Here is an 18304-nt window from a genome sequence, read left to right on the forward strand (position 1 = left end):
TATTTAACGACAATTTTCGCAAATGCCATAGACTTCTAATTTGTGCATTTCAATCTTTACTTCTGGTAATGACTTCTTAATTTCAGTCATTGGGCAATAATCAATAACTTTTGTATCTCCACATGATTTACAAATAAAATGATGATGGTGATGATTTGTGCATGCAATTCTAAATTTCATCTCTCCATCTAACTCTGTACTTTCTATGATGCCTAATGTTTTAAATAAATGGAGGTTGCGGTAGATTGTATCGAATGAAATACCAGGATAAGTCTTATTCATTAGCTTTTGTACATGTTTTGCGTTGATATATTTATCTTCTTGAACAAATATATCAATCATGTCACGGCGTTTATCTGTATATTTATGACCCTCTTGCTTAAGTAATTGAATTGCTTCTTCAGTTTTCATCCGTTGTCACCCCCTTAACACGTTTTCCGATAATAGATTGATAAATCATGCTCAGAACTAGTAACAAGACAAGAATCACTACAATAATACCACCTGGTGAGATATTTAAATAAAATGCTGTAATTAGACCGGAAATTACAGAAAACTCACCAATTCCAATACTCATCATAATGAACTGTTTATATCCTTTTGTCCAGCGCATAGCAATGGCAACAGGTAATGTTATTAGTGCGCTGACTAATAATACACCAATAACGCGCATAGATGCCGAGATGACTAATGCGACAATGACAATAAATAGAAATTGAATCCATTTTGGGATACCAATGACTTGGCTATATTCTGCATCGAACGATAGAATAAACAATTCTTTATAAAATAACATGATGAATATTAAAACAAGCACTGTGATAATAACAATAGTTACGAGATCGCTTAATGATACAGCGCTAATTGATCCAAATAACAGGCCGACTAATTCTTGGTTAAAACCATCTGCTAGAGAAATAAATATAGCACTTAAACCAATCCCAGTGCTCATAATAATTGGAATTGCGATTTCTTGATAATTTTTGTAAGAATTGCGCAGTTTTTCAATTAACAGCGCCCCAATGATTGAAAAAAGAATTCCTGTCCATATTGGATTTAAATCAACAAATAGCGGAACTGCGGAGACTAAAAACATACCGAATGAAATGCCGCCTAATGTTACATGACTTAGGGCATCAGCTATTAACGATAATCTTCGGACAACGATAAAGGTTCCAATTAATGGTGCGATTAAACCAATGAGTATCCCACTAATAAATGAATATCGAATAAATTCAAAATTTAATAATGCATCTATCATAAACAACAATTCCTATCATGTTTATGGTCTACAAATTGAATGGGGTGACCATAAATTTTTGAAATTTCAACTTCATCAAGCGATTTAAATTCATGTGCTGTACCGTGAAAATGGAGGTGCTTGTTAATACATGCGACCTTTGTAGCTGTATCAGCCACCACTCCAATGTCGTGTGTGACAAGAATGATTGTTACACCTTCTTGTTTTAAGTTTTCTAGTGTTTCATAGAATTCGCCAACATGTTTTGCATCAATACCATTGGTTGGTTCGTCGAGAATTAACACAGTTGGATTACTTACCAATGCTCTCGCTATTAAGACTCTTTGCTGCTGTCCCCCTGATAGTTCAGCGATATTTTTATGCTTTAATTGCGTGATGTTAAGGCGCTCAAGGACACTATCGACTTTCTCCTGATCTTGTTTATTAAACCATTTAAATAATCTTTTCTGGCGTGTAAGCCCGCTGAGAATAACTTCATTCACCGTCGCAGGAAAGCCAGCCGTAACAGCAGATGCTTTTTGTGATACGTAACTTATTTTGTCTGTAGTCAGACTTTTGTGGTAAGCAATGCCATCTACAAAAATCTCTCCTTGTTGTATCGGCAAGAGTCCGAGAATCAGCTTGAGTAATGTTGACTTACCTGCACCATTCGGACCAACAATTGCTAAAAATTCCCCTTTGTTAATACGAATATTAATATTTTCGAGAACCTTTTTATTTTCAAAATAGAAGTCGATATCTTTCAATTCAAAAACCGGTTGCATATTCGTTCACCTCAACATTACTATATACGGCTAGTAATAAAATGTAAATAGTAATGCTTACGGAATGCTAAAAAGCTATACATAGCTAGGTTGGGATTGTATGTATAGCTCAGTATGTTTAACTTATTGCGCCAAAATTTTATCTTTCATTTCAGCATCGAATTGTTGCTTACGGAAAGCTTCAATTTCATATGCATATGGCGGCTTTTTATTCTTTTTATCTTCACCTACATAGGGTGTTTCTAAAATTTTGGGGATACCTTTAAATTGTTCATGATGCACAACATAATTTAAAGCATCAAATCCTATATGACCAAAGCCTATATTCTCATGGCGATCTTTATGTGCACCAACGGGATTTTTGCTATCGTTGACATGTACGACCTTGATTCTATCGACACCGACAATTTTATCAAATGTATTTAGTACGCCATCGAAGTCATTAACAACATCATAACCTGCATCATGAATATGACACGTATCCAAGCAAACTGATAATCGCTCATTATTGTGAACACCGTCGATAATTTGTGCAATTTCCTCAAATGTACGCCCGATTTCTGACCCTTTACCTGCCATTGTTTCTAGCGCGATACGGACGTTATTGTTGTTGCTGAGAACTTCATTAAGCCCTTCTATAATGCGTTTGATTCCTGCTTCAGCACCGGCACCGACATGTGCACCTGGATGCAAAACGATATCACGTGCACCGATTTGTTCTGTACGCTCAATTTCATTTTGTAAGAAATCGACCCCCAGCTGGAACACTTCTGGCTTATTAGTATTTGCAATATTAATAATGTAAGGCGCATGTACGATAATATTCGATAACCCATAATTTTTCATCGCTGCTTGACCGCTTGCAATATTGAGTTCTTCAATAGGCTTACGACGTGTGTTTTGAGGTGCCCCCGTATATATCATAAATGTCGATGCCCCATAGCTATGTGCTTCTTCTGCTGATCCTTGAAGCATTTTTTTACCACTCATTGATACGTGTGATCCAATTAACATCTTATCATCCTGCCTTTATTTTTTATTTTTACGATTTTGTCGGTTTTTACGACGACTAAATTGGCGCTTTTCTTGTCGCTTTAGATTTTCAAGTTCTTGATTAAACTTTTTCTTATAGCCTGGCTTCACTTTTTTCTTATTGTTGCATTTAACTTTATGTCTTACTTGCTGTGTGATGTGATCATCTTGTTTTTGGCGTAAGCGACGTGTGTTATGTGCTTTAATCGGAACGAGTTCACCATTTTTTACATCTACATTTTCAAAATGGTAGCCTTTGGTTTCAATTTGTTGAATTAAAGCTTCTTCGTCCGGTGTATATAGTGTGATCGCAATACCTTTATAATTACCGCGCCCCGTACGTCCAACGCGATGAGTGAAGAAGTCGATATCTTTTGGTACATCAAAGTTGATGACATGGCTAACGCCTTCTATATCAATACCACGTGATGCCAAGTCACTAGCAATAACATATTGAAAATCTAAGTTGCGGATACGTTTCATTTGTTGTTTACGTTCACGTGGCGATAAACCACCATGAATCATCCCTACTTGAATCCCCTCAGCTGTCAGTTGCTGTGCCAAGTGATCAGCATTTTCACGACTGTTACAGAAGATAATACCAAGATACGGGTTTAGTATGTGAATAAGTTCAATCGTTTTTTCAATTTTTGCTGCTCCACGTGTAGGAATAAGATAAAATTGAATGCTGCTTTTATTTTTTGATGTTGTCTTTACTTCAATAAATGTTGGGTTTTCTAAGTATTTATTGAGAAATGGATGTAACGATTTAGGAATTGTTGCGCTGAATACGGCCATTTTAGTATTATCATCGAGTCTTGCTGCGATTTGATCCACTTCTTGTATTAAGCCTAGATCAATCATCAAATCTGCTTCATCAACGACTAGATAATGTGCTAGATGAACATGCAAGGCACCAATTTTAGCTAAATCATTAATACGTGTAGGTGTCCCAATAACTAATTGAGGTTGAATCGTTGTTTTTTGCTTGTCTTTTTCAAAATCAGTACCACCAATAAATAAGCTTACTTTGACACCTTGTTTATGTTCTGCCAATTGCAGTGCCGCATGGTATAATTGTGTGGCTAACTCACGTGTGGGTGCCACGATAATTGCTTGTGGTTCAGAAATACTAGAATCTATTTGATGAAATAATGGGAGTAAGAAAGCATGTGACTTTCCTGTTCCTGTTTGTGATTGTCCAATAATATTAGTATATTTCATCATTTTCGGGATTACCCGTTGTTGTATATCAGTTGGTTGTTTAAAATTTAATGCGTCAATTGCTGCTAAAATATCTGAGTCAAAATTAAATTGCTCGAATGGATGCTTTGCCATTATTTGGCCTCCTTAAAGATTCATCTCTATATTATAAATGAAATATTGCGTAATGAAAATAAACAATACATGATTGTGCCATGAAAATACAATTTTTGTATTCATCTTATATATATATTTTAGAATGAACAGGAACCTCATTTTTCTAACAAAGATGCGTTTGTCCCTCCCCAGTAAAACTGCGTGCACTTCAGTCAATCACTGCCTTTTACAACATGTTCTCACTTTGGATAGTTTTCTCCATTAATGTACCAGTCTATGGTGGGTATCGTAAATTCTAACGGCTACGACTTTTATTTTATTTTAGCGCTTTTGCCAAAGTCCTAATTATTTTTGCCTTCAATATTCTCTCTTCTAGAGCTTAGACCCATATTTTATACTCATATGCTGTCCCCCTTTTCTTTTAATGGGAAACAGATGTTGGTATAATGAAAAGTCGAAGGAGGTTCGTGAAATCTATGGAAATTATAAAAATCACCCCACGTGGCTATTGTTATGGTGTTGTTGATGCAATGGTGATTGCACGCAATGCATCTTTAGATCCTAACCTACCACGTCCTATATATATCCTTGGAATGATTGTGCATAACAAACATGTAACAGATGCATTCGAATCAGATGGTATTATCACTTTAGATGGACCCAATAGACTTAAAATTTTAGAACAAATTGATAAAGGTACAGTTATTTTTACGGCACATGGTGTTTCACCTGAAGTTAAACAACGAGCAAGAGATAAAGGATTGACTTGTATTGATGCAACATGTCCAGACGTCGAAAATACTCACGAACTGATTAGGGAGAAGAAAGCGGCTGGCTATCATGTGGTGTACATTGGTAAGAAAGGTCATCCAGAGCCTGAGGGAGCTGTTGGTGTCGCCCCAGAAATTGTGCATCTTGTAGAAACGAAAGAGGATATCAAAACGCTGCCAGATAACTTGTATGATCATCCATTGATTGTGACCAATCAAACAACGATGTCTCAATGGGATGTACTCGAATTAATGGAAGAATTACAAGCGAAGTATCCACATATCGAGCAACATAAAGAAATTTGTCAAGCAACGCAAGTTCGTCAAGAAGCGGTGGCCAATCAAGCGGGTGAAGCTGACTTATTAATAGTTGTAGGAGACCCTAAGAGCAACAATTCTAATCGATTGGCACAAGTCTCTCGAGATATAGCGAATACGAATTCATATCGCATTGCTGACATCTCTCAGCTTGATTTAGCATGGCTTGAAGGTGTTGAAACGGTAGCAGTTACTGCTGGTGCTTCAACACCAACACCGATTGTTAAAGAAGTCATTAACTTTTTTAACAATTATAATCCACTAGATCCAGCAACACACAACACAGCTTCTCATGTTCCTGTTGAAAAAATACTACCTAAAATAAAAAAAGCAAAGCCTGTAAAAATTATGGAATAGTCGAAACCCCCTCCAATCTAAAAAGAAGAGAGGGGGTTTTCGTTACATATATTGATAAGGATCTGTGTTTACGGTTGATGCATAAATCGAACTATCGTACTGATTGGTTAACCATTCAGTCAACAACGCAACAAGTCCTTCTTTCATAACATGCTCACTATAATGATTAATATCCAACAAATTCATTCCGGCAATCTTAGCATCAAGTGCATCATGGTGTTTAATATCACCTGTCAGAAAAATGTCTGCGCCTTGTTGTGCAGCAGATGATTCATAGCCTATACCTGAACCACCGACGAGCGCAACGGTTTTTATTGTAGCTTCAGAATCTCCAATGAATCGTATGCTCGGCATGTCTAATTGTTTTTTAACATGATTGATAAATTCTTCAACTGTCATCGCTTCTGATAATGTTCCAATCATTCCTAAACCACTATGGCATTCTTTTTGCATCGGGATAAAGTCAAATACAGGTGTTTCATATGGGTGATGTTGAGTAATAAGAGATTTAGTTAATGATTGTTGTGAAGCCTCAATCATAAATTCTATTTTTGTTTCACATACTGTTTCAATTTCATTCATTCGACCGATATGGGGTTGTGCATCACCGACTGGTCTGAATTGTCCTTCCCCTTTTGTGTTAAAAAAGGCATGCTCGTAGTTTCCTTCTGTTGCTATTCCTTGAGCAGCTAGTTGTAATTTAAAAGATGCTGCATTTTCTTCAGGAATATAAACTTGAACTTTATAATACGTTGCTGTTTCAGGCAGTAGAATCTTAGTATCTTGTAACTGCAAACAATCTGCAAGCATCGCATTAACACCTCGTGGATGGACATCAAGATTTGTATGCAGTGCGATCAAATTTATATTATGTTGAATCAATTTGTAAATGATGTGACCATATCCATCATTAGCAGTAATTGAGCGCATACCTTTAAAAATTAGAGGATGATGTGCAACGATGGTATTGCATTCTTTTTTTATAGCTTCATCGACCACATCAGCAGTACAGTCTAATGTCGTCATAATGCCCAAAACATCTGATGACGGATCCCCGATAAGTAGACCTACATTGTCCCATGATTCGGCACTATCGAATGGTACATGTTCATTCAGAATGTCTAGAAGTGTTTTTAATTGCATTGTTTCAGCACCTCTTTAATTTCATTTTCTTGTTTTGTAATTTCATCATATCTTACTTGGTGTCGAATTGGATCGAGCTGTTTTTTTATATCTTGTAAGGCTTCTATTTCACGCGTCCATTTTTCAACAAATAATTTTGATGGTTGAGGATGCAGAAATGGTCCAAATTTTAAATCTCTCGATGATAATGTCATAGATCCAGCATCTGCAACAATAATTTCATAAATGTGTGCACGTTCTTTAATTAATGTCTCAGTCACAATTTGATAACCGTTTGACTGTAAAAATTGACGAATTGGTTCCGATTGAATATTTGATTGTAGAACAAATCTAGGTCTATAAGGAACATGCTTAAAGCCTTCATTTAGGATTTTAGCGATGAGTGGTCCCCCCATCCCACAGATTGTAATAGTGTCTACATGATCTGTTTCAGGATTTAAGATTGTCAGACCGTTTCCCAAGCGAATATCAATGTGATTTTGATAACCGTGTCGTTCAACACTTGTGACGGCAGCTTTATAAGGACCGGGAATAACTTCTCCGGCAATGGCAGATTGAATTTGCCCTTGTTCAAGTGCGTACATCGGTAAAAAAGCATGATCAGACCCGATATCGGCGAGTTGATCTCCTATAATGTATTCACTCACTTTTTGTAAACGTCGATTAATTGGTATCATTTTTGTGACTCCTTTAAAAATACAACTATAGTGCTATTATACAAACTTTTAGGCATTGCGACTATGAGACATACGAAAAAACGGGAATATTGTCACATTGTTTAAAATGGTTCATATTCCCGTCTCTTCATTTATTTAATACGATATCTTGGATTAGGATTAATCCATAAAGTCTTTAAGTCGTTTACTGCGACTTGGATGTCTTAACTTACGCAATGCTTTGGCTTCAATTTGTCGAATACGCTCTCTTGTTACACCAAAAACTTTGCCGACTTCTTCAAGTGTGCGTGTGCGACCGTCATCTAAGCCGAAACGTAAACGCAATACGTTTTCTTCACGATCTGTCAATGTATCTAAAACATCTTCTAATTGTTCTTTCAATAGCTCATAAGCAGCGTGATCAGATGGACTTTGTGCTTCTTGGTCTTCAATGAAATCACCTAAATGACTATCGTCTTCTTCCCCAATAGGTGTTTCTAAAGAGACAGGCTCTTGTGCAATTTTTAAGATTTCGCGTACTTTTTCTGGTGGTAAATCCATTTCTTCCCCAATTTCTTCTGGAAGTGGATCACGACCTAAATCTTGAAGTAATTGACGCTGTACACGAATTAACTTATTAATTGTTTCGACCATGTGCACTGGGATACGAATCGTACGAGCTTGGTCAGCAATAGCACGTGTGATTGCCTGACGAATCCACCATGTCGCATATGTTGAAAATTTGAAACCTTTACTAAAATCAAACTTTTCAACCGCTTTGATTAAGCCCATGTTCCCTTCTTGAATGAGGTCTAGGAATAGCATGCCACGACCCACATATCGTTTGGCAATGCTGACGACAAGACGTAAATTGGCTTCAGCTAGACGTGCTTTTGCAACTTCATCCCCTTGCTCGATTTTTTTGGCGAGTTCAATCTCTTCTTGTGCACTTAGTAAGTTAACACGCCCGATTTCTTTCAAGTACATGCGAACGGGATCGTTAATTTTAACACCTGGAGGTGCACTCAAATCATTCGGGTTTAACTTTTCGTCGGTATCCGAGCTGTCTTTTTCATTAACCAGTTGGATGTCATTATCGTTAATCATGTCAAAAAATTCATCCATTTGATCAGAATCCATCTCAAAATTTTGCAGTTTGTCTGCTACCTCTTCATGGCTTAAATGACCCTCTTTTTTTCCTTTTTCAATCAATTGTTTCTTCACATCTTCAATTGTGAGTGTCGGATCGATTGTTTCTTTTTTGATTACTTTTACTTGGTTGTCAGACATAAAAAGGCCTCCCGGAATTAATCTTTACTTCTTAATTGCTCTCTTTTTTTATTTACAATCTGTTCTAAATAATATTTTTGTACTTCACTATCCCCAATACGAATGGCTTCATTTAACTTGACTTGCAGTGTTTCTAAGCTATCAGTTGAACGATTGGATGTTATCACTGAAATATAATCTAATATTTCGTGATCATACGGACTGTGATTCAATGGGTAATCTACGAGCTGTATAAGCGTTTCTTTAATCGTATCGTTAGTAACATACCCGAGTATATCACTAATTGTAAATTGCTCATATTCTGCATAATATTCCTGTAAGACATTAAATATACGTTTAAAATGTTCATTTGTAAAGTCGCTTTCATCAATATCTTGATAAAAACGTAAAAATAGCGCTTTATCATTGAAAAAGTGCTTCAAAATTGCACGTTCAGCTTTTTCATTTTTAGAAAGTTTGCTCGGTTGAACAAATTGATGAACGTTATGTGTCTGCTGATAGCTATTTTGAGGTTGACGTTGTTCTACTATTTGTAATAGACGTTCTGATGGTATTTTAAACACTTGTGCAGCTTCAGATACTATTTTTTGTCGTAAAATTTGAGATTGTATAAATGTGGCATCTTCAATAAATGATTTATAATGCTGTTCATAAGCTAAGTCGTTATGTTGAATCTCATGTTCATGTTGTTTTAATTTAAACGACACGAATGATTTTTTTTCATTTGCTACAAAGTCTAAAAAACGGTCAGCGCCATACTTTTCAATATATTCATCCGGATCCATATCTGCTGGTAGTTGAATCACAAATACATCGAATTGCTGTTCTAATAAAGCTTGACCTGTTTTCAGTGTGGCTTGCGTACCTGCGAAATCACCATCAAACATCATTGTGACGTTTTTACATAGCTTTTTGAGAAGCGTCATGTGTTCTTTCGATATCTGTGTTCCCATGCTAGCGACCACATTATCGAGACCGGCTTCACTCGTTTTAATGACATCCATAAATCCTTCTAATAGGATAATTTCATCTTGTTGACGAATACTTTTACGTGCTTTATCTAGATTATAAAGCAATTTACGTTTTTGGAAGATAGGTGACTCGGGACTATTCAAATATTTAGGTGTTTGATCATCGTGATAAGCACGACCAGAATAGCCGATAATACGTCCTTGTGCATTTGGTAAAGGAAAAATAATACGGTCACGAAATCTATCATAATAATTAAAAGTAGACTCGTTTCTTGATAGAATACCTGCCTCATAGCCCAATGATAAATCGTAGCCTTTTTTCTGCATATAATCTGTAGCAAAATTAGCTGCATCAGGTGCATAGCCAATTTTACGGCGATCAATCATTTCGTCAGTAAAGCCCCTACTGTAAAGGTATTTTAAAGCTGTTTCACCTTCTACTGTTTTTTTCAATAAGTAATGATAGTAATCGAGTAGTTCTTCATGCATTTGAATCATCAACAAATCATCAGATGCAACATCTTGTTTGACCGTTTCAAGAGAAGTTTGAACTTTGATATTGGCACGTTCACCGAGATGCTTTACAGCTTCAGTGAATGAAATCTTTTCAATTTCTTGAATAAACTGAAATACATTGCCACCTTTTTTGCAACCGAAACAGTGACAGATTTGTTTATCTTCTGATACTGTGAATGACGGTGTTTTTTCATCATGAAAAGGACACAAACCAATGTAATTGCGTCCTCTTTTTTCTAATTTTACATATTCACTGACAACATCTAAAATATCTGTATTTTGCTTTATTTCATCAATTGTTGCTTGTGGTATTCTCACAGACATCACCTATCAATTTATCTTCTACTATTCGATACGCCTGGCATAGTTAATAAACACAGAATAACAACTCTAGTATACAGTTTCTTAATTTAAAATGGAATCTTTATGCTCAATTATTTGAATAATGTTATTTGCGGTTTCTTCAATTGCTTTTTCTGAAACGTCTAATACAGGGCAGCCTATTTTCTCAACAATGCGGTTGAAATAATCAAGTTCTTCTTCTATGCGTTTATCGTTGGCATAGCGTGCTGAATCGGATAAGCCAAGTTGTTTGAGACGTTCTTTGCGAATGGCATTTAATTTGTCAGGACTGATTTTGAGTGCCACACATTTTTTAGGATCAATTTCAAATAACATATCTGGTGGTGATACTTCAGGAACGATAGGTACATTCATAACTTTATAGCGTTTGTGTGCTAAATATTGAGAAATAGGTGTTTTAGATGTGCGTGAAACACCTATGAGTACAATATCTGCCTTTGGTAACCCTTTTGGATCTTTACCATCGTCATATTTCACCGCAAACTCCATTGCTTCAATTTTTTTGAAATAATCTTCATCTAGTTTATGAACAATCCCTGGCTCATTCAATGGTGCTTGTTTAAAAACGTGTTCCATCGTCTGCATAATAGGCCCCATAATATCCACGGATTTAATATTATGTTCGACAATGAGTTTTTCCATATATTCACGGATATCGGGTTTAACAAGTGTATAGATAACAATGCTGTCACATTCCTTCGCGATTGCGATAACATCGTCTACATTTTGTGTTGTTTCGATATATGGGTAACGTAAGATTTCTGATGTTAATTCACAGCTATTGAACTGTGACATACATGCTTTAGCAACAAGTTCGGCTGTTTCACCAACTGAGTCTGATGCGATTATTATTTTTGTATTCGTCATTGCAGATAGCCTCCTATTGGTCGAATAATGATACAAATAATTTAGTAATTGTGGTTTTAGAAATACGTCCAGTTACTTCATAATTACCATTTCCTTTTTCTTTGACGACAGGAATCGAGTCAATTTCTTTGGTAATCATTTGTTTCGCTGCATAAAGTACATAATCTTTTTCTTTCAATAACACAATATTGGGCATGCGTGTCATAATGATATTAACAGGCATATGATGAATATCTTGTCCTGCCATTGAAGCACGCAATAAGTCTTTGCGTGAAACGACGCCCACAAGATTGTTCTCTTCGTTTACGATAAACAGTGTTCCAACATCTTCAATAAAAATAGAACAAATTGCGTCATAGACAGTTACATCACTTTTTAAAATAACAGGATGTGACTGATAATCTTTGACAATTAGATTTTTAAGAGGTTCTGTTAAAAATTGAGAACGCGACTTCCCAGAATAAAAATAGCCAACACGTGGTCTAGCTTCTAGAAATCCAGACATAGTTAAAATAGCGAGATCAGGTCTCAAAGTTGCTCTTGTCAAATTGAGCTGCTCTGCTATTTTTTCTCCAGTAATAGGACCCGATGATTTCACAATTTCAATGATTTTTTCTTGGCGTTGATTAAGTTCGATAATCATCTCTAACTATTTAAGGGGTTGAGATTTATGTTAGGCATCTGATTGTCAGTGTTCGAAAAGTAACGCTTTCGACAGGACTTCACAACACGCTATTCAGCTATTGTCGATAACCTTAATGATATCATTTAGTTCTATTCAAATCCTAACTATATTGTCCCAACCTCATGCTGATTAAATAGTAGAATTGCCTCCTTTTTTACATATTAGCATCATATTTATTTGTTTTATTATAAGCTATTAATGTCTAAAAGCTATCTTGCATATATTTTATATCAATGAATTTTAGTATAAATACTATTATAGCTTGTAATTTATTGTTATACAATTATGTTTTCACTTGCCTTTCTATGATTGATAGCATAAAATGGTGAATAAAGCGAGTTAAGGTCGGTGAAAGCTTAACATTAACCAATGGCATACAACTAAACGATATTAAAGTGAGTGGCGACACTAATTTGGGTGGAACCGCGGATTACAATAATGTTAATTCGTCCCAAGGTTAAGAAGTCTTTTCTTTTCCTTGGGGCTTTTTATTTTGAAGGAGTGAACAACTATGGCAAAAAATATGGATACAATTGTGCAATTAGCGAAACACAGAGGATTCGTTTTTCCAGGTAGTGAAATTTATGGTGGACTTGCGAATACATGGGATTATGGTCCATTAGGTGTTGAATTGAAAAATAATATTAAAAAAGCATGGTGGAAAAAATTTATTACGCAATCACCTTATAATGTTGGTTTGGATGCAGCGATTTTAATGAACCCAAAAACGTGGGAAGCTTCTGGACACATTGGTAATTTCAATGATCCGATGATCGACAACAAAGACAGTAAAATTCGTTATCGTGCGGACAAATTAATTGAAGATTACATGGCAAATGTTAAAGGTGATGAAAACTTTATTGCTGATGGCATGAGCTTCGATGAAATGAAACGATTAATCGATGAAGAAGGTATTACATGTCCAGTCAGTGGTACAGCAAATTGGACAGATATTCGTCAGTTCAACCTTATGTTCAAGACGTTCCAAGGTGTGACTGAAGATTCAACTAACGAAATCTTTATGCGCCCTGAAACAGCACAAGGGATTTTTGTGAACTATAAAAATGTACAACGTTCTATGAGAAAAAAATTGCCGTTTGGTATCGGACAGATTGGTAAGTCATTCCGTAACGAGATTACACCAGGTAACTTTATTTTCCGTACAAGAGAATTTGAACAAATGGAACTTGAGTTCTTCTGTAAACCAGGTACTGAAATTGAATGGCAAAATTATTGGAAAGAATATGCAGCTAAATGGTTAAAAGATTTAGGGTTAAACGAAGAAAATTTGCGTTTGCGTGATCATGATGAAGATGAATTATCTCACTACTCTAATGCGACAACTGATATTGAATTCCGTTTCCCATTCGGCTGGGGTGAATTATGGGGTATCGCAAGTCGTACCGATTTTGACTTAAAACAACATAGCGAGCACTCTGGTGACGACTTCAGATACCATGATCCTGAAACAAATGAAAAATATATTCCATATTGTATTGAACCATCACTCGGTGCAGATCGTGTGACACTTGCATTTTTATGTGATGCATATGATGAAGAAGGTGTTGAAGGTAGTAAAGATGCACGTACTGTATTACACTTCCACCCTGCTATCGCACCATACAAAGCAGCCGTTTTACCTTTAAGCAAGAAATTGTCTGCAGATGCCATTAAAGTATATGAACAACTAAGTGAAGATTTTGTAGTCGACTTTGATGAATCACAATCAATTGGTAAACGTTACCGTCGACAAGATGAAATTGGTACGCCATATTGTATTACATTTGACTTTGATTCACTTGAAGACCAACAAGTCACAGTGCGTCATCGTGATACAATGGAACAAGTACGTATGCCAATTAGTGAATTGAACGCATTTTTAGCTGAAAAAGTAAAATTCTAATATCCTAATATCCTAAAAAAAGCATTACATTTTATGAAACCATAAGATGTAATGCTTTTATCGTTTATAAAATTTGAAATAGCTGTATTTATTCCAAATTGATATTAAAGCGTTTTAACTGATTAATCATCCGCTGGCTTTTGAAGTATACACCAGCATACTCTTTATAAATCAATAAAATAAACTGAGACATTTCTTCAACAATGTCATCGTGTATCGAGATGGAATTGATTTTACTTAAAGGAAGTTTTTTTAAGATTGCCATCAAATAGATGACTTTATTTGATAATGGCATTAAGTGCGAATCTAAATGTGCAACAGCTCTAGATATTACACCATCATATTTAAAGCTATAACCTACAAACTCACCTGGCTGTTCAGTATGCTTAATGGCACATTGGGTTAGGTTGATATCAAACCCATAGTAATATATACACTTTAACATCACAATATTCGCAACAAGTTGTGCTGACACACCTGAATCTATCTGTGTCAGGGCAAACGATAATAGTGCATACAGCTGTGCATCCACCTGTTCTGCATCTAATGCGCCATCGATAGTTTCAAGGCATAAGCTAGCATAACTATTCGTGAACAAATCCATGCGTAAATCATAATGGCTGTTTAATACGTCAATGGAGTTTAAAGTTCCCATTCCTCGCCATTTATTATAAATAAACAGACCTTCTACAAATAGCTGTGTCGTTGCTTGTAGCCCTGTTTTTGATTTTTTCGCACGCCGTACCATAAGGGGGATTTTGGCACCATGCTCATTCAGTATCGTGATAATTTTGTCAGATTCACCGTAGTCTACAGTTTTAATAATAATCCCTTTTTGTTTGACGAGCATTTATCGCCCCACCTTGTTTGTTATCTATTCGTCTTCTACATAACCCATTTGTTTAATAAAATGAGATTTGTTTCGCCAATCTTTTTGAACTTTAACCCATAAATCGAGATAAACTTTGGAACCTAGCAAATGTTCAATATCGAGACGAGCACGTTTACCAATTTCTTTTAATTTCTTACCACCTTTACCAATGACAATGCCTTTTTGTGAATCTCGTTCTACATATATCACAGCTTCGACCCTAACACGATCCTCTGATTCTTGTACCATGCGTTCTACATTAACTCCAATTGAATGTGGTATCTCTTCTGAAGTTGTTTGTAATATTTTTTCACGAATCAATTCACTAACAACAAATTGCTCTGGATGATCGGATATTTGACCATCTGGATAATATTGTGGACCTTCTGGTAAGTAGGTTTTTAAGACATTTAGAAAATGCTCAACATTGTGTCCTTCTAGCGCTGAAATTGGAATGATTTCTGCAAATGACATATAAGACTGATACTGTTCGATTTTAGGCATTAAATCATCTGGATGAACAAGATCAATTTTGTTTAAAACTAAAAAGACAGGCGTTTTAACAGTTTTGAGCATTTCCATAATATACTTGTCACCACGACCAATGTCTTCATTTGCATTGACCATAAACATAACAGCATCAATTTCAGACAGTGTATTTTTGGCAACTTTCATCATATAGTCACCTAATTTATGTTTAGGTTTATGAATACCTGGTGTGTCTAAAAAAATGATTTGTGCATCATCTTGAGTCATAACGCCTTGAATTTTATTGCGTGTCGTTTGCGCTTTATCCGACATAATCGCAATTTTGTGACCAATCACTCTATTAACAAAAGTTGATTTTCCAACATTAGGACGTCCAATAATTGTAACAAATCCTGATTTATATTCTTTCATTATCAATTTAAATCCTTTCCTGAAAATCCAAGCGGTAATAATTCTTCAACAGTTAATGACTTCATATTCCCTTTATGATTCGTCATATAAATAGGCATATCATCATCACATAATTCTTTTAATACTTGTCTACATGTACCACATGGCGAAGATACAATCTCACTATCCACTGTGACAGTAATAGAGGCAAAATCTCCAGGACGGTAGCCTTGTGACATAGCTGCAACAAGTGCTGAACGCTCTGCACAGATCGTTGCAGGATATGCAGCATTCTCGATATTCGCACCATAAAAAGTTTTACCATCTTTCGTTACAAGATATGCACCAACTTTGAAATTGCTATAGGGTGCATAAGCGTTCTGTTGAGCTTTTCTTACTTCTTCAAAATTCTTTTCTGTATAAGTCATGTTTGTCATCTCCTCAAAAAAGTTTAGGTAAAAATATAATTATGCCGATAATTAGTGCGAAGACTGAAGCGAGCAAAACACTGAACGCCGCAATATCTTTGGCATGTTTTGCTTTGATGTCATATTCATCAGTAATAAGGTCAACCGTATACTCAATCGCAGTGTTAATCGCTTCTGCAAGCAAAACGAGTGCGATAGCGGTCATGACAAAAACCCATTCTATCATACTTATATGATAAATAAATCCTAAAATAATAGCCATACAACCTGCTAGAATGTGAGTTAAAAAGTTATGGTCTTTGCGAAAAAGTGTCCGTCCGCCTTCAAAGGCATGTGTGAAGCGCTTAATCATACATCTCTCGTTAAGCCAAATGATGTAAGAATACTATCTTGGCGACCAAACATCTCTTGCTCTTCAAGTTCAGTCATATGATCATAGCCTAGCAGATGTAAGAAACCATGTAATGCCAAAAATCCTAGTTCTCGCTCGAACGAATGATTGTATTGCTCAGCTTGTTTTTTAGCAACATCCGTACAAATGATAATATCCCCTAATACTCTAGGCACTTCTTCGCCTTCAAAGCCATTAAATACATCATCATCTTCTTCAAATGCAAAAGAAATGACATCTGTTACTTGATCTTTATCACGATAATCGCGGTTAATCGTTTGAATTTCTGATTCATCTACAAAACTGACTGAGAGTTCTGCATCTTCATCAATTTTTTCTTGTGTTTTTGCGAAAGTTAATAGTGCGTCGATTTGGTCAATCCATGTCTGCTCAACTAAACCAGTATGGTCATTAAAATCAATCGTGAACATCTTACTCCTCCTCATATCTACTAATAATACGTCCAACAAGTGGATGGCGTACAACATCTTCTTGATCAAGCTGTTGAATGCTTAACCCTTTAAGACCTGTGAGACGTTGTTCAGCTTCAACCAAACCACTCTTCACACCTTTAGGCAAATCAACTTGAGTTTTATCACCCGTCACAACCATCTTAGAACCAAATCCAAGACGTGTTAAAAACATCTTCATCTGTGCTTGTGTGGTATTTTGAGCTTCATCTAAAATGACGAACGCATCATCTAAAGTACGACCTCTCATATAAGCAAGTGGCGCGATTTCGATAACCCCACGCTCGATAAAACGCGTTGTTTGTTCAACACCTAAGACTGTATGTAAACCATCATATAAGGGGCGTAAATATGGATCTACTTTCTCTTTCAAATCTCCTGGCAAAAACCCTAAAGATTCGCCTGCTTCTACAGCTGGTCTAGTTAATACAATTCGCTTTACTTGTCCTGCACGCAATGCTTTTGCAGCATAAACGACTGCTAAAAATGTTTTCCCTGTTCCAGCGGGTCCGATACCAAAAACGAGGTCATGCTGCTTCATAGCATGCACATACATACGTTGTCCCATCGTTTTAGGTCGAATCGTTTTACCATACGCATCTTTTGTAATAGCCTCATCATATAGGTCAATCAAGTGTTCAATAGTACCATTCTGTGCCATCTTAATAGCAGCTTGTACATCCTTAACACTAATAGACTCCCCTTTTTCGATAACTTTTAACAAATTGTGCAATACTGATTCTGCTGCTGTAACATCCTTGAGTTTTTGACCTTTTACAGCAACTTCTTGTCCACGCGCATGTATGATAACACCAAAAGCATTTTCAACCAGCGCAATATGTTCATCATTATTACCTAATAGCGCTTGTGCTTGGTGGATATCATCTATCTGAATAATTCCAGGCATACAGTCGCTCCTTTTCATCATAATAATCTTGTAATACTTGTTTATATTATAGCATGATTTTAGCAATTCGTTAGCTTAGAAAGTGAGGTTATCCGAATGGAAAAAGCACATCCGACAAGTACTGTCGAATGTGCGCACTGTT

General features: G+C 36.1%; 19 protein-coding genes. 2 read left to right on the forward strand and 17 right to left on the reverse strand.

The window, feature by feature from the left end:
- Positions 1-3: 3 nt before the first annotated feature.
- The 5 genes from NXS11_RS01370 to NXS11_RS01390 form a co-directional block, all read right to left on the reverse strand.
- Positions 4-411: a Fur family transcriptional regulator gene (locus NXS11_RS01370; protein ID WP_259198000.1), complete on the reverse strand. Its 408-nt coding sequence runs from the start codon at positions 409-411 to the stop codon at positions 4-6.
- Positions 401-1261, reverse strand: a complete 861-nt coding sequence (locus NXS11_RS01375; protein WP_259198002.1) for a metal ABC transporter permease — start codon at positions 1259-1261, stop codon at positions 401-403. Before NXS11_RS01375 ends, NXS11_RS01370 begins: the two co-directional genes overlap by 11 nt.
- Positions 1258-2025, reverse strand: coding sequence for a metal ABC transporter ATP-binding protein (locus NXS11_RS01380; RefSeq protein WP_259198004.1), 768 nt, complete (start codon positions 2023-2025; stop codon positions 1258-1260). The genes NXS11_RS01375 and NXS11_RS01380 overlap by 4 nt, the downstream gene beginning before the upstream one ends.
- A gap of 123 nt (positions 2026-2148) precedes the next feature.
- Positions 2149-3039, reverse strand: a complete 891-nt coding sequence (locus tag NXS11_RS01385; RefSeq protein WP_259198006.1) for a deoxyribonuclease IV — start codon at positions 3037-3039, stop codon at positions 2149-2151.
- Positions 3040-3054: 15 nt separating this feature from the next.
- The gene (locus NXS11_RS01390) at positions 3055-4395 is read right to left on the reverse strand and encodes a DEAD/DEAH box helicase (protein WP_259198010.1); all 1341 of its coding nucleotides are present in this window, start codon (positions 4393-4395) and stop codon (positions 3055-3057) included.
- A gap of 458 nt (positions 4396-4853) precedes the next feature.
- Here NXS11_RS01390 and NXS11_RS01395 point away from each other — a divergent pair, with 458 nt between their 5' ends.
- Positions 4854-5822 (forward strand): 4-hydroxy-3-methylbut-2-enyl diphosphate reductase, encoded by a 969-nt coding sequence (locus NXS11_RS01395; RefSeq protein ID WP_259198012.1) that lies wholly within the window; start codon positions 4854-4856, stop codon positions 5820-5822.
- 42 nt (positions 5823-5864) lie between these two features.
- Here NXS11_RS01395 and NXS11_RS01400 read toward each other — a convergent pair whose 3' ends face one another.
- The 6 genes from NXS11_RS01400 to ccpN form a co-directional block, all read right to left on the reverse strand.
- Entirely contained in the window at positions 5865-6965 is a 1101-nt protein-coding gene (locus tag NXS11_RS01400; protein ID WP_259198014.1) for a Nif3-like dinuclear metal center hexameric protein, read from the reverse strand.
- Complete coding sequence (locus tag NXS11_RS01405) at positions 6956-7642, reverse strand: tRNA (adenine(22)-N(1))-methyltransferase (RefSeq protein WP_259198015.1); 687 nt, start codon at positions 7640-7642, stop codon at positions 6956-6958. Before NXS11_RS01405 ends, NXS11_RS01400 begins: the two co-directional genes overlap by 10 nt.
- 159 nt (positions 7643-7801) lie before the next feature.
- A complete protein-coding gene (rpoD, locus tag NXS11_RS01410; protein ID WP_259198016.1) occupies positions 7802-8911 on the reverse strand; it encodes an RNA polymerase sigma factor RpoD in 1110 nt (369 codons plus the stop codon).
- 17 nt (positions 8912-8928) lie between these two features.
- Complete coding sequence (dnaG, locus tag NXS11_RS01415; RefSeq protein ID WP_259198017.1) at positions 8929-10716, reverse strand: DNA primase; 1788 nt, start codon at positions 10714-10716, stop codon at positions 8929-8931.
- 87 nt (positions 10717-10803) lie between these two features.
- A complete protein-coding gene (locus tag NXS11_RS01420) occupies positions 10804-11628 on the reverse strand; it encodes a pyruvate, water dikinase regulatory protein (protein ID WP_259198019.1) in 825 nt (274 codons plus the stop codon).
- 13 nt (positions 11629-11641) lie between these two features.
- Positions 11642-12271: a transcriptional regulator CcpN gene (ccpN, locus tag NXS11_RS01425; protein WP_259198022.1), complete on the reverse strand. Its 630-nt coding sequence runs from the start codon at positions 12269-12271 to the stop codon at positions 11642-11644.
- 553 nt (positions 12272-12824) lie between these two features.
- On the opposite strand from ccpN, the gene NXS11_RS01430 reads away from it, so the two are divergent.
- Entirely contained in the window at positions 12825-14216 is a 1392-nt protein-coding gene (locus tag NXS11_RS01430) for a glycine--tRNA ligase (protein ID WP_259198023.1), read from the forward strand.
- Between the two features lie 88 nt (positions 14217-14304).
- On the opposite strand, the gene recO is transcribed toward NXS11_RS01430, so the two are convergent.
- From recO to NXS11_RS01460, 6 genes are read right to left on the reverse strand one after another with little or no spacing between them, the layout of a single operon-like run.
- Positions 14305-15066 carry a DNA repair protein RecO gene (recO, locus tag NXS11_RS01435; protein ID WP_259198024.1) on the reverse strand — a complete coding sequence of 254 codons (762 nt, stop codon included), beginning with the start codon at positions 15064-15066 and terminating at the stop codon, positions 14305-14307.
- 24 nt (positions 15067-15090) lie between these two features.
- A complete protein-coding gene (era, locus tag NXS11_RS01440; RefSeq protein WP_259198025.1) occupies positions 15091-15987 on the reverse strand; it encodes a GTPase Era in 897 nt (298 codons plus the stop codon).
- Positions 15988-15989: 2 nt separating this feature from the next.
- Positions 15990-16394, reverse strand: coding sequence for a cytidine deaminase (cdd, locus tag NXS11_RS01445; protein WP_259198026.1), 405 nt, complete (start codon positions 16392-16394; stop codon positions 15990-15992).
- Positions 16395-16407: 13 nt separating this feature from the next.
- The gene (locus NXS11_RS01450) at positions 16408-16743 is read right to left on the reverse strand and encodes a diacylglycerol kinase family protein (RefSeq protein ID WP_259198275.1); all 336 of its coding nucleotides are present in this window, start codon (positions 16741-16743) and stop codon (positions 16408-16410) included.
- On the reverse strand, positions 16743-17216 hold the full coding sequence (ybeY, locus tag NXS11_RS01455; RefSeq protein ID WP_259198028.1) for an rRNA maturation RNase YbeY: 474 nt from the start codon (positions 17214-17216) through the stop codon (positions 16743-16745). The genes NXS11_RS01450 and ybeY overlap by 1 nt, the downstream gene beginning before the upstream one ends.
- A 1-nt stretch (position 17217) precedes the next feature.
- Complete coding sequence (locus NXS11_RS01460) at positions 17218-18162, reverse strand: PhoH family protein (protein WP_259198029.1); 945 nt, start codon at positions 18160-18162, stop codon at positions 17218-17220.
- Positions 18163-18304 lie beyond the last annotated feature (142 nt).

It is taken from the genome of Staphylococcus americanisciuri (assembly GCF_024814435.1).
Lineage (GTDB): Bacteria > Bacillota > Bacilli > Staphylococcales > Staphylococcaceae > Staphylococcus > Staphylococcus americanisciuri.

Excerpts from the sequence above, each read along its gene's own strand:
- NXS11_RS01370 (WP_259198000.1), bottom strand. The coding sequence starts at position 411 with ATGAAAACTGAAGAAGCAATTCAATTACTTAAGCAAGAGGGTCATAAA.
- NXS11_RS01375 (WP_259198002.1), bottom strand. The coding sequence starts at position 1,261 with ATGATAGATGCATTATTAAATTTTGAATTTATTCGATATTCATTTATT.
- NXS11_RS01380 (WP_259198004.1), bottom strand. The coding sequence starts at position 2,025 with ATGCAACCGGTTTTTGAATTGAAAGATATCGACTTCTATTTTGAAAAT.
- NXS11_RS01385 (WP_259198006.1), bottom strand. The coding sequence starts at position 3,039 with ATGTTAATTGGATCACACGTATCAATGAGTGGTAAAAAAATGCTTCAA.
- NXS11_RS01390 (WP_259198010.1), bottom strand. The coding sequence starts at position 4,395 with ATGGCAAAGCATCCATTCGAGCAATTTAATTTTGACTCAGATATTTTA.
- NXS11_RS01395 (WP_259198012.1), top strand. The coding sequence starts at position 4,854 with ATGGAAATTATAAAAATCACCCCACGTGGCTATTGTTATGGTGTTGTT.
- NXS11_RS01400 (WP_259198014.1), bottom strand. The coding sequence starts at position 6,965 with ATGCAATTAAAAACACTTCTAGACATTCTGAATGAACATGTACCATTC.
- NXS11_RS01405 (WP_259198015.1), bottom strand. The coding sequence starts at position 7,642 with ATGATACCAATTAATCGACGTTTACAAAAAGTGAGTGAATACATTATA.
- rpoD (WP_259198016.1), bottom strand. The coding sequence starts at position 8,911 with ATGTCTGACAACCAAGTAAAAGTAATCAAAAAAGAAACAATCGATCCG.
- NXS11_RS01420 (WP_259198019.1), bottom strand. The coding sequence starts at position 11,628 with ATGACGAATACAAAAATAATAATCGCATCAGACTCAGTTGGTGAAACA.
- ccpN (WP_259198022.1), bottom strand. The coding sequence starts at position 12,271 with ATGATTATCGAACTTAATCAACGCCAAGAAAAAATCATTGAAATTGTG.
- NXS11_RS01430 (WP_259198023.1), top strand. The coding sequence starts at position 12,825 with ATGGCAAAAAATATGGATACAATTGTGCAATTAGCGAAACACAGAGGA.
- recO (WP_259198024.1), bottom strand. The coding sequence starts at position 15,066 with ATGCTCGTCAAACAAAAAGGGATTATTATTAAAACTGTAGACTACGGT.
- era (WP_259198025.1), bottom strand. The coding sequence starts at position 15,987 with ATGAAAGAATATAAATCAGGATTTGTTACAATTATTGGACGTCCTAAT.
- cdd (WP_259198026.1), bottom strand. The coding sequence starts at position 16,394 with ATGACTTATACAGAAAAGAATTTTGAAGAAGTAAGAAAAGCTCAACAG.
- ybeY (WP_259198028.1), bottom strand. The coding sequence starts at position 17,216 with ATGTTCACGATTGATTTTAATGACCATACTGGTTTAGTTGAGCAGACA.
- NXS11_RS01460 (WP_259198029.1), bottom strand. The coding sequence starts at position 18,162 with ATGCCTGGAATTATTCAGATAGATGATATCCACCAAGCACAAGCGCTA.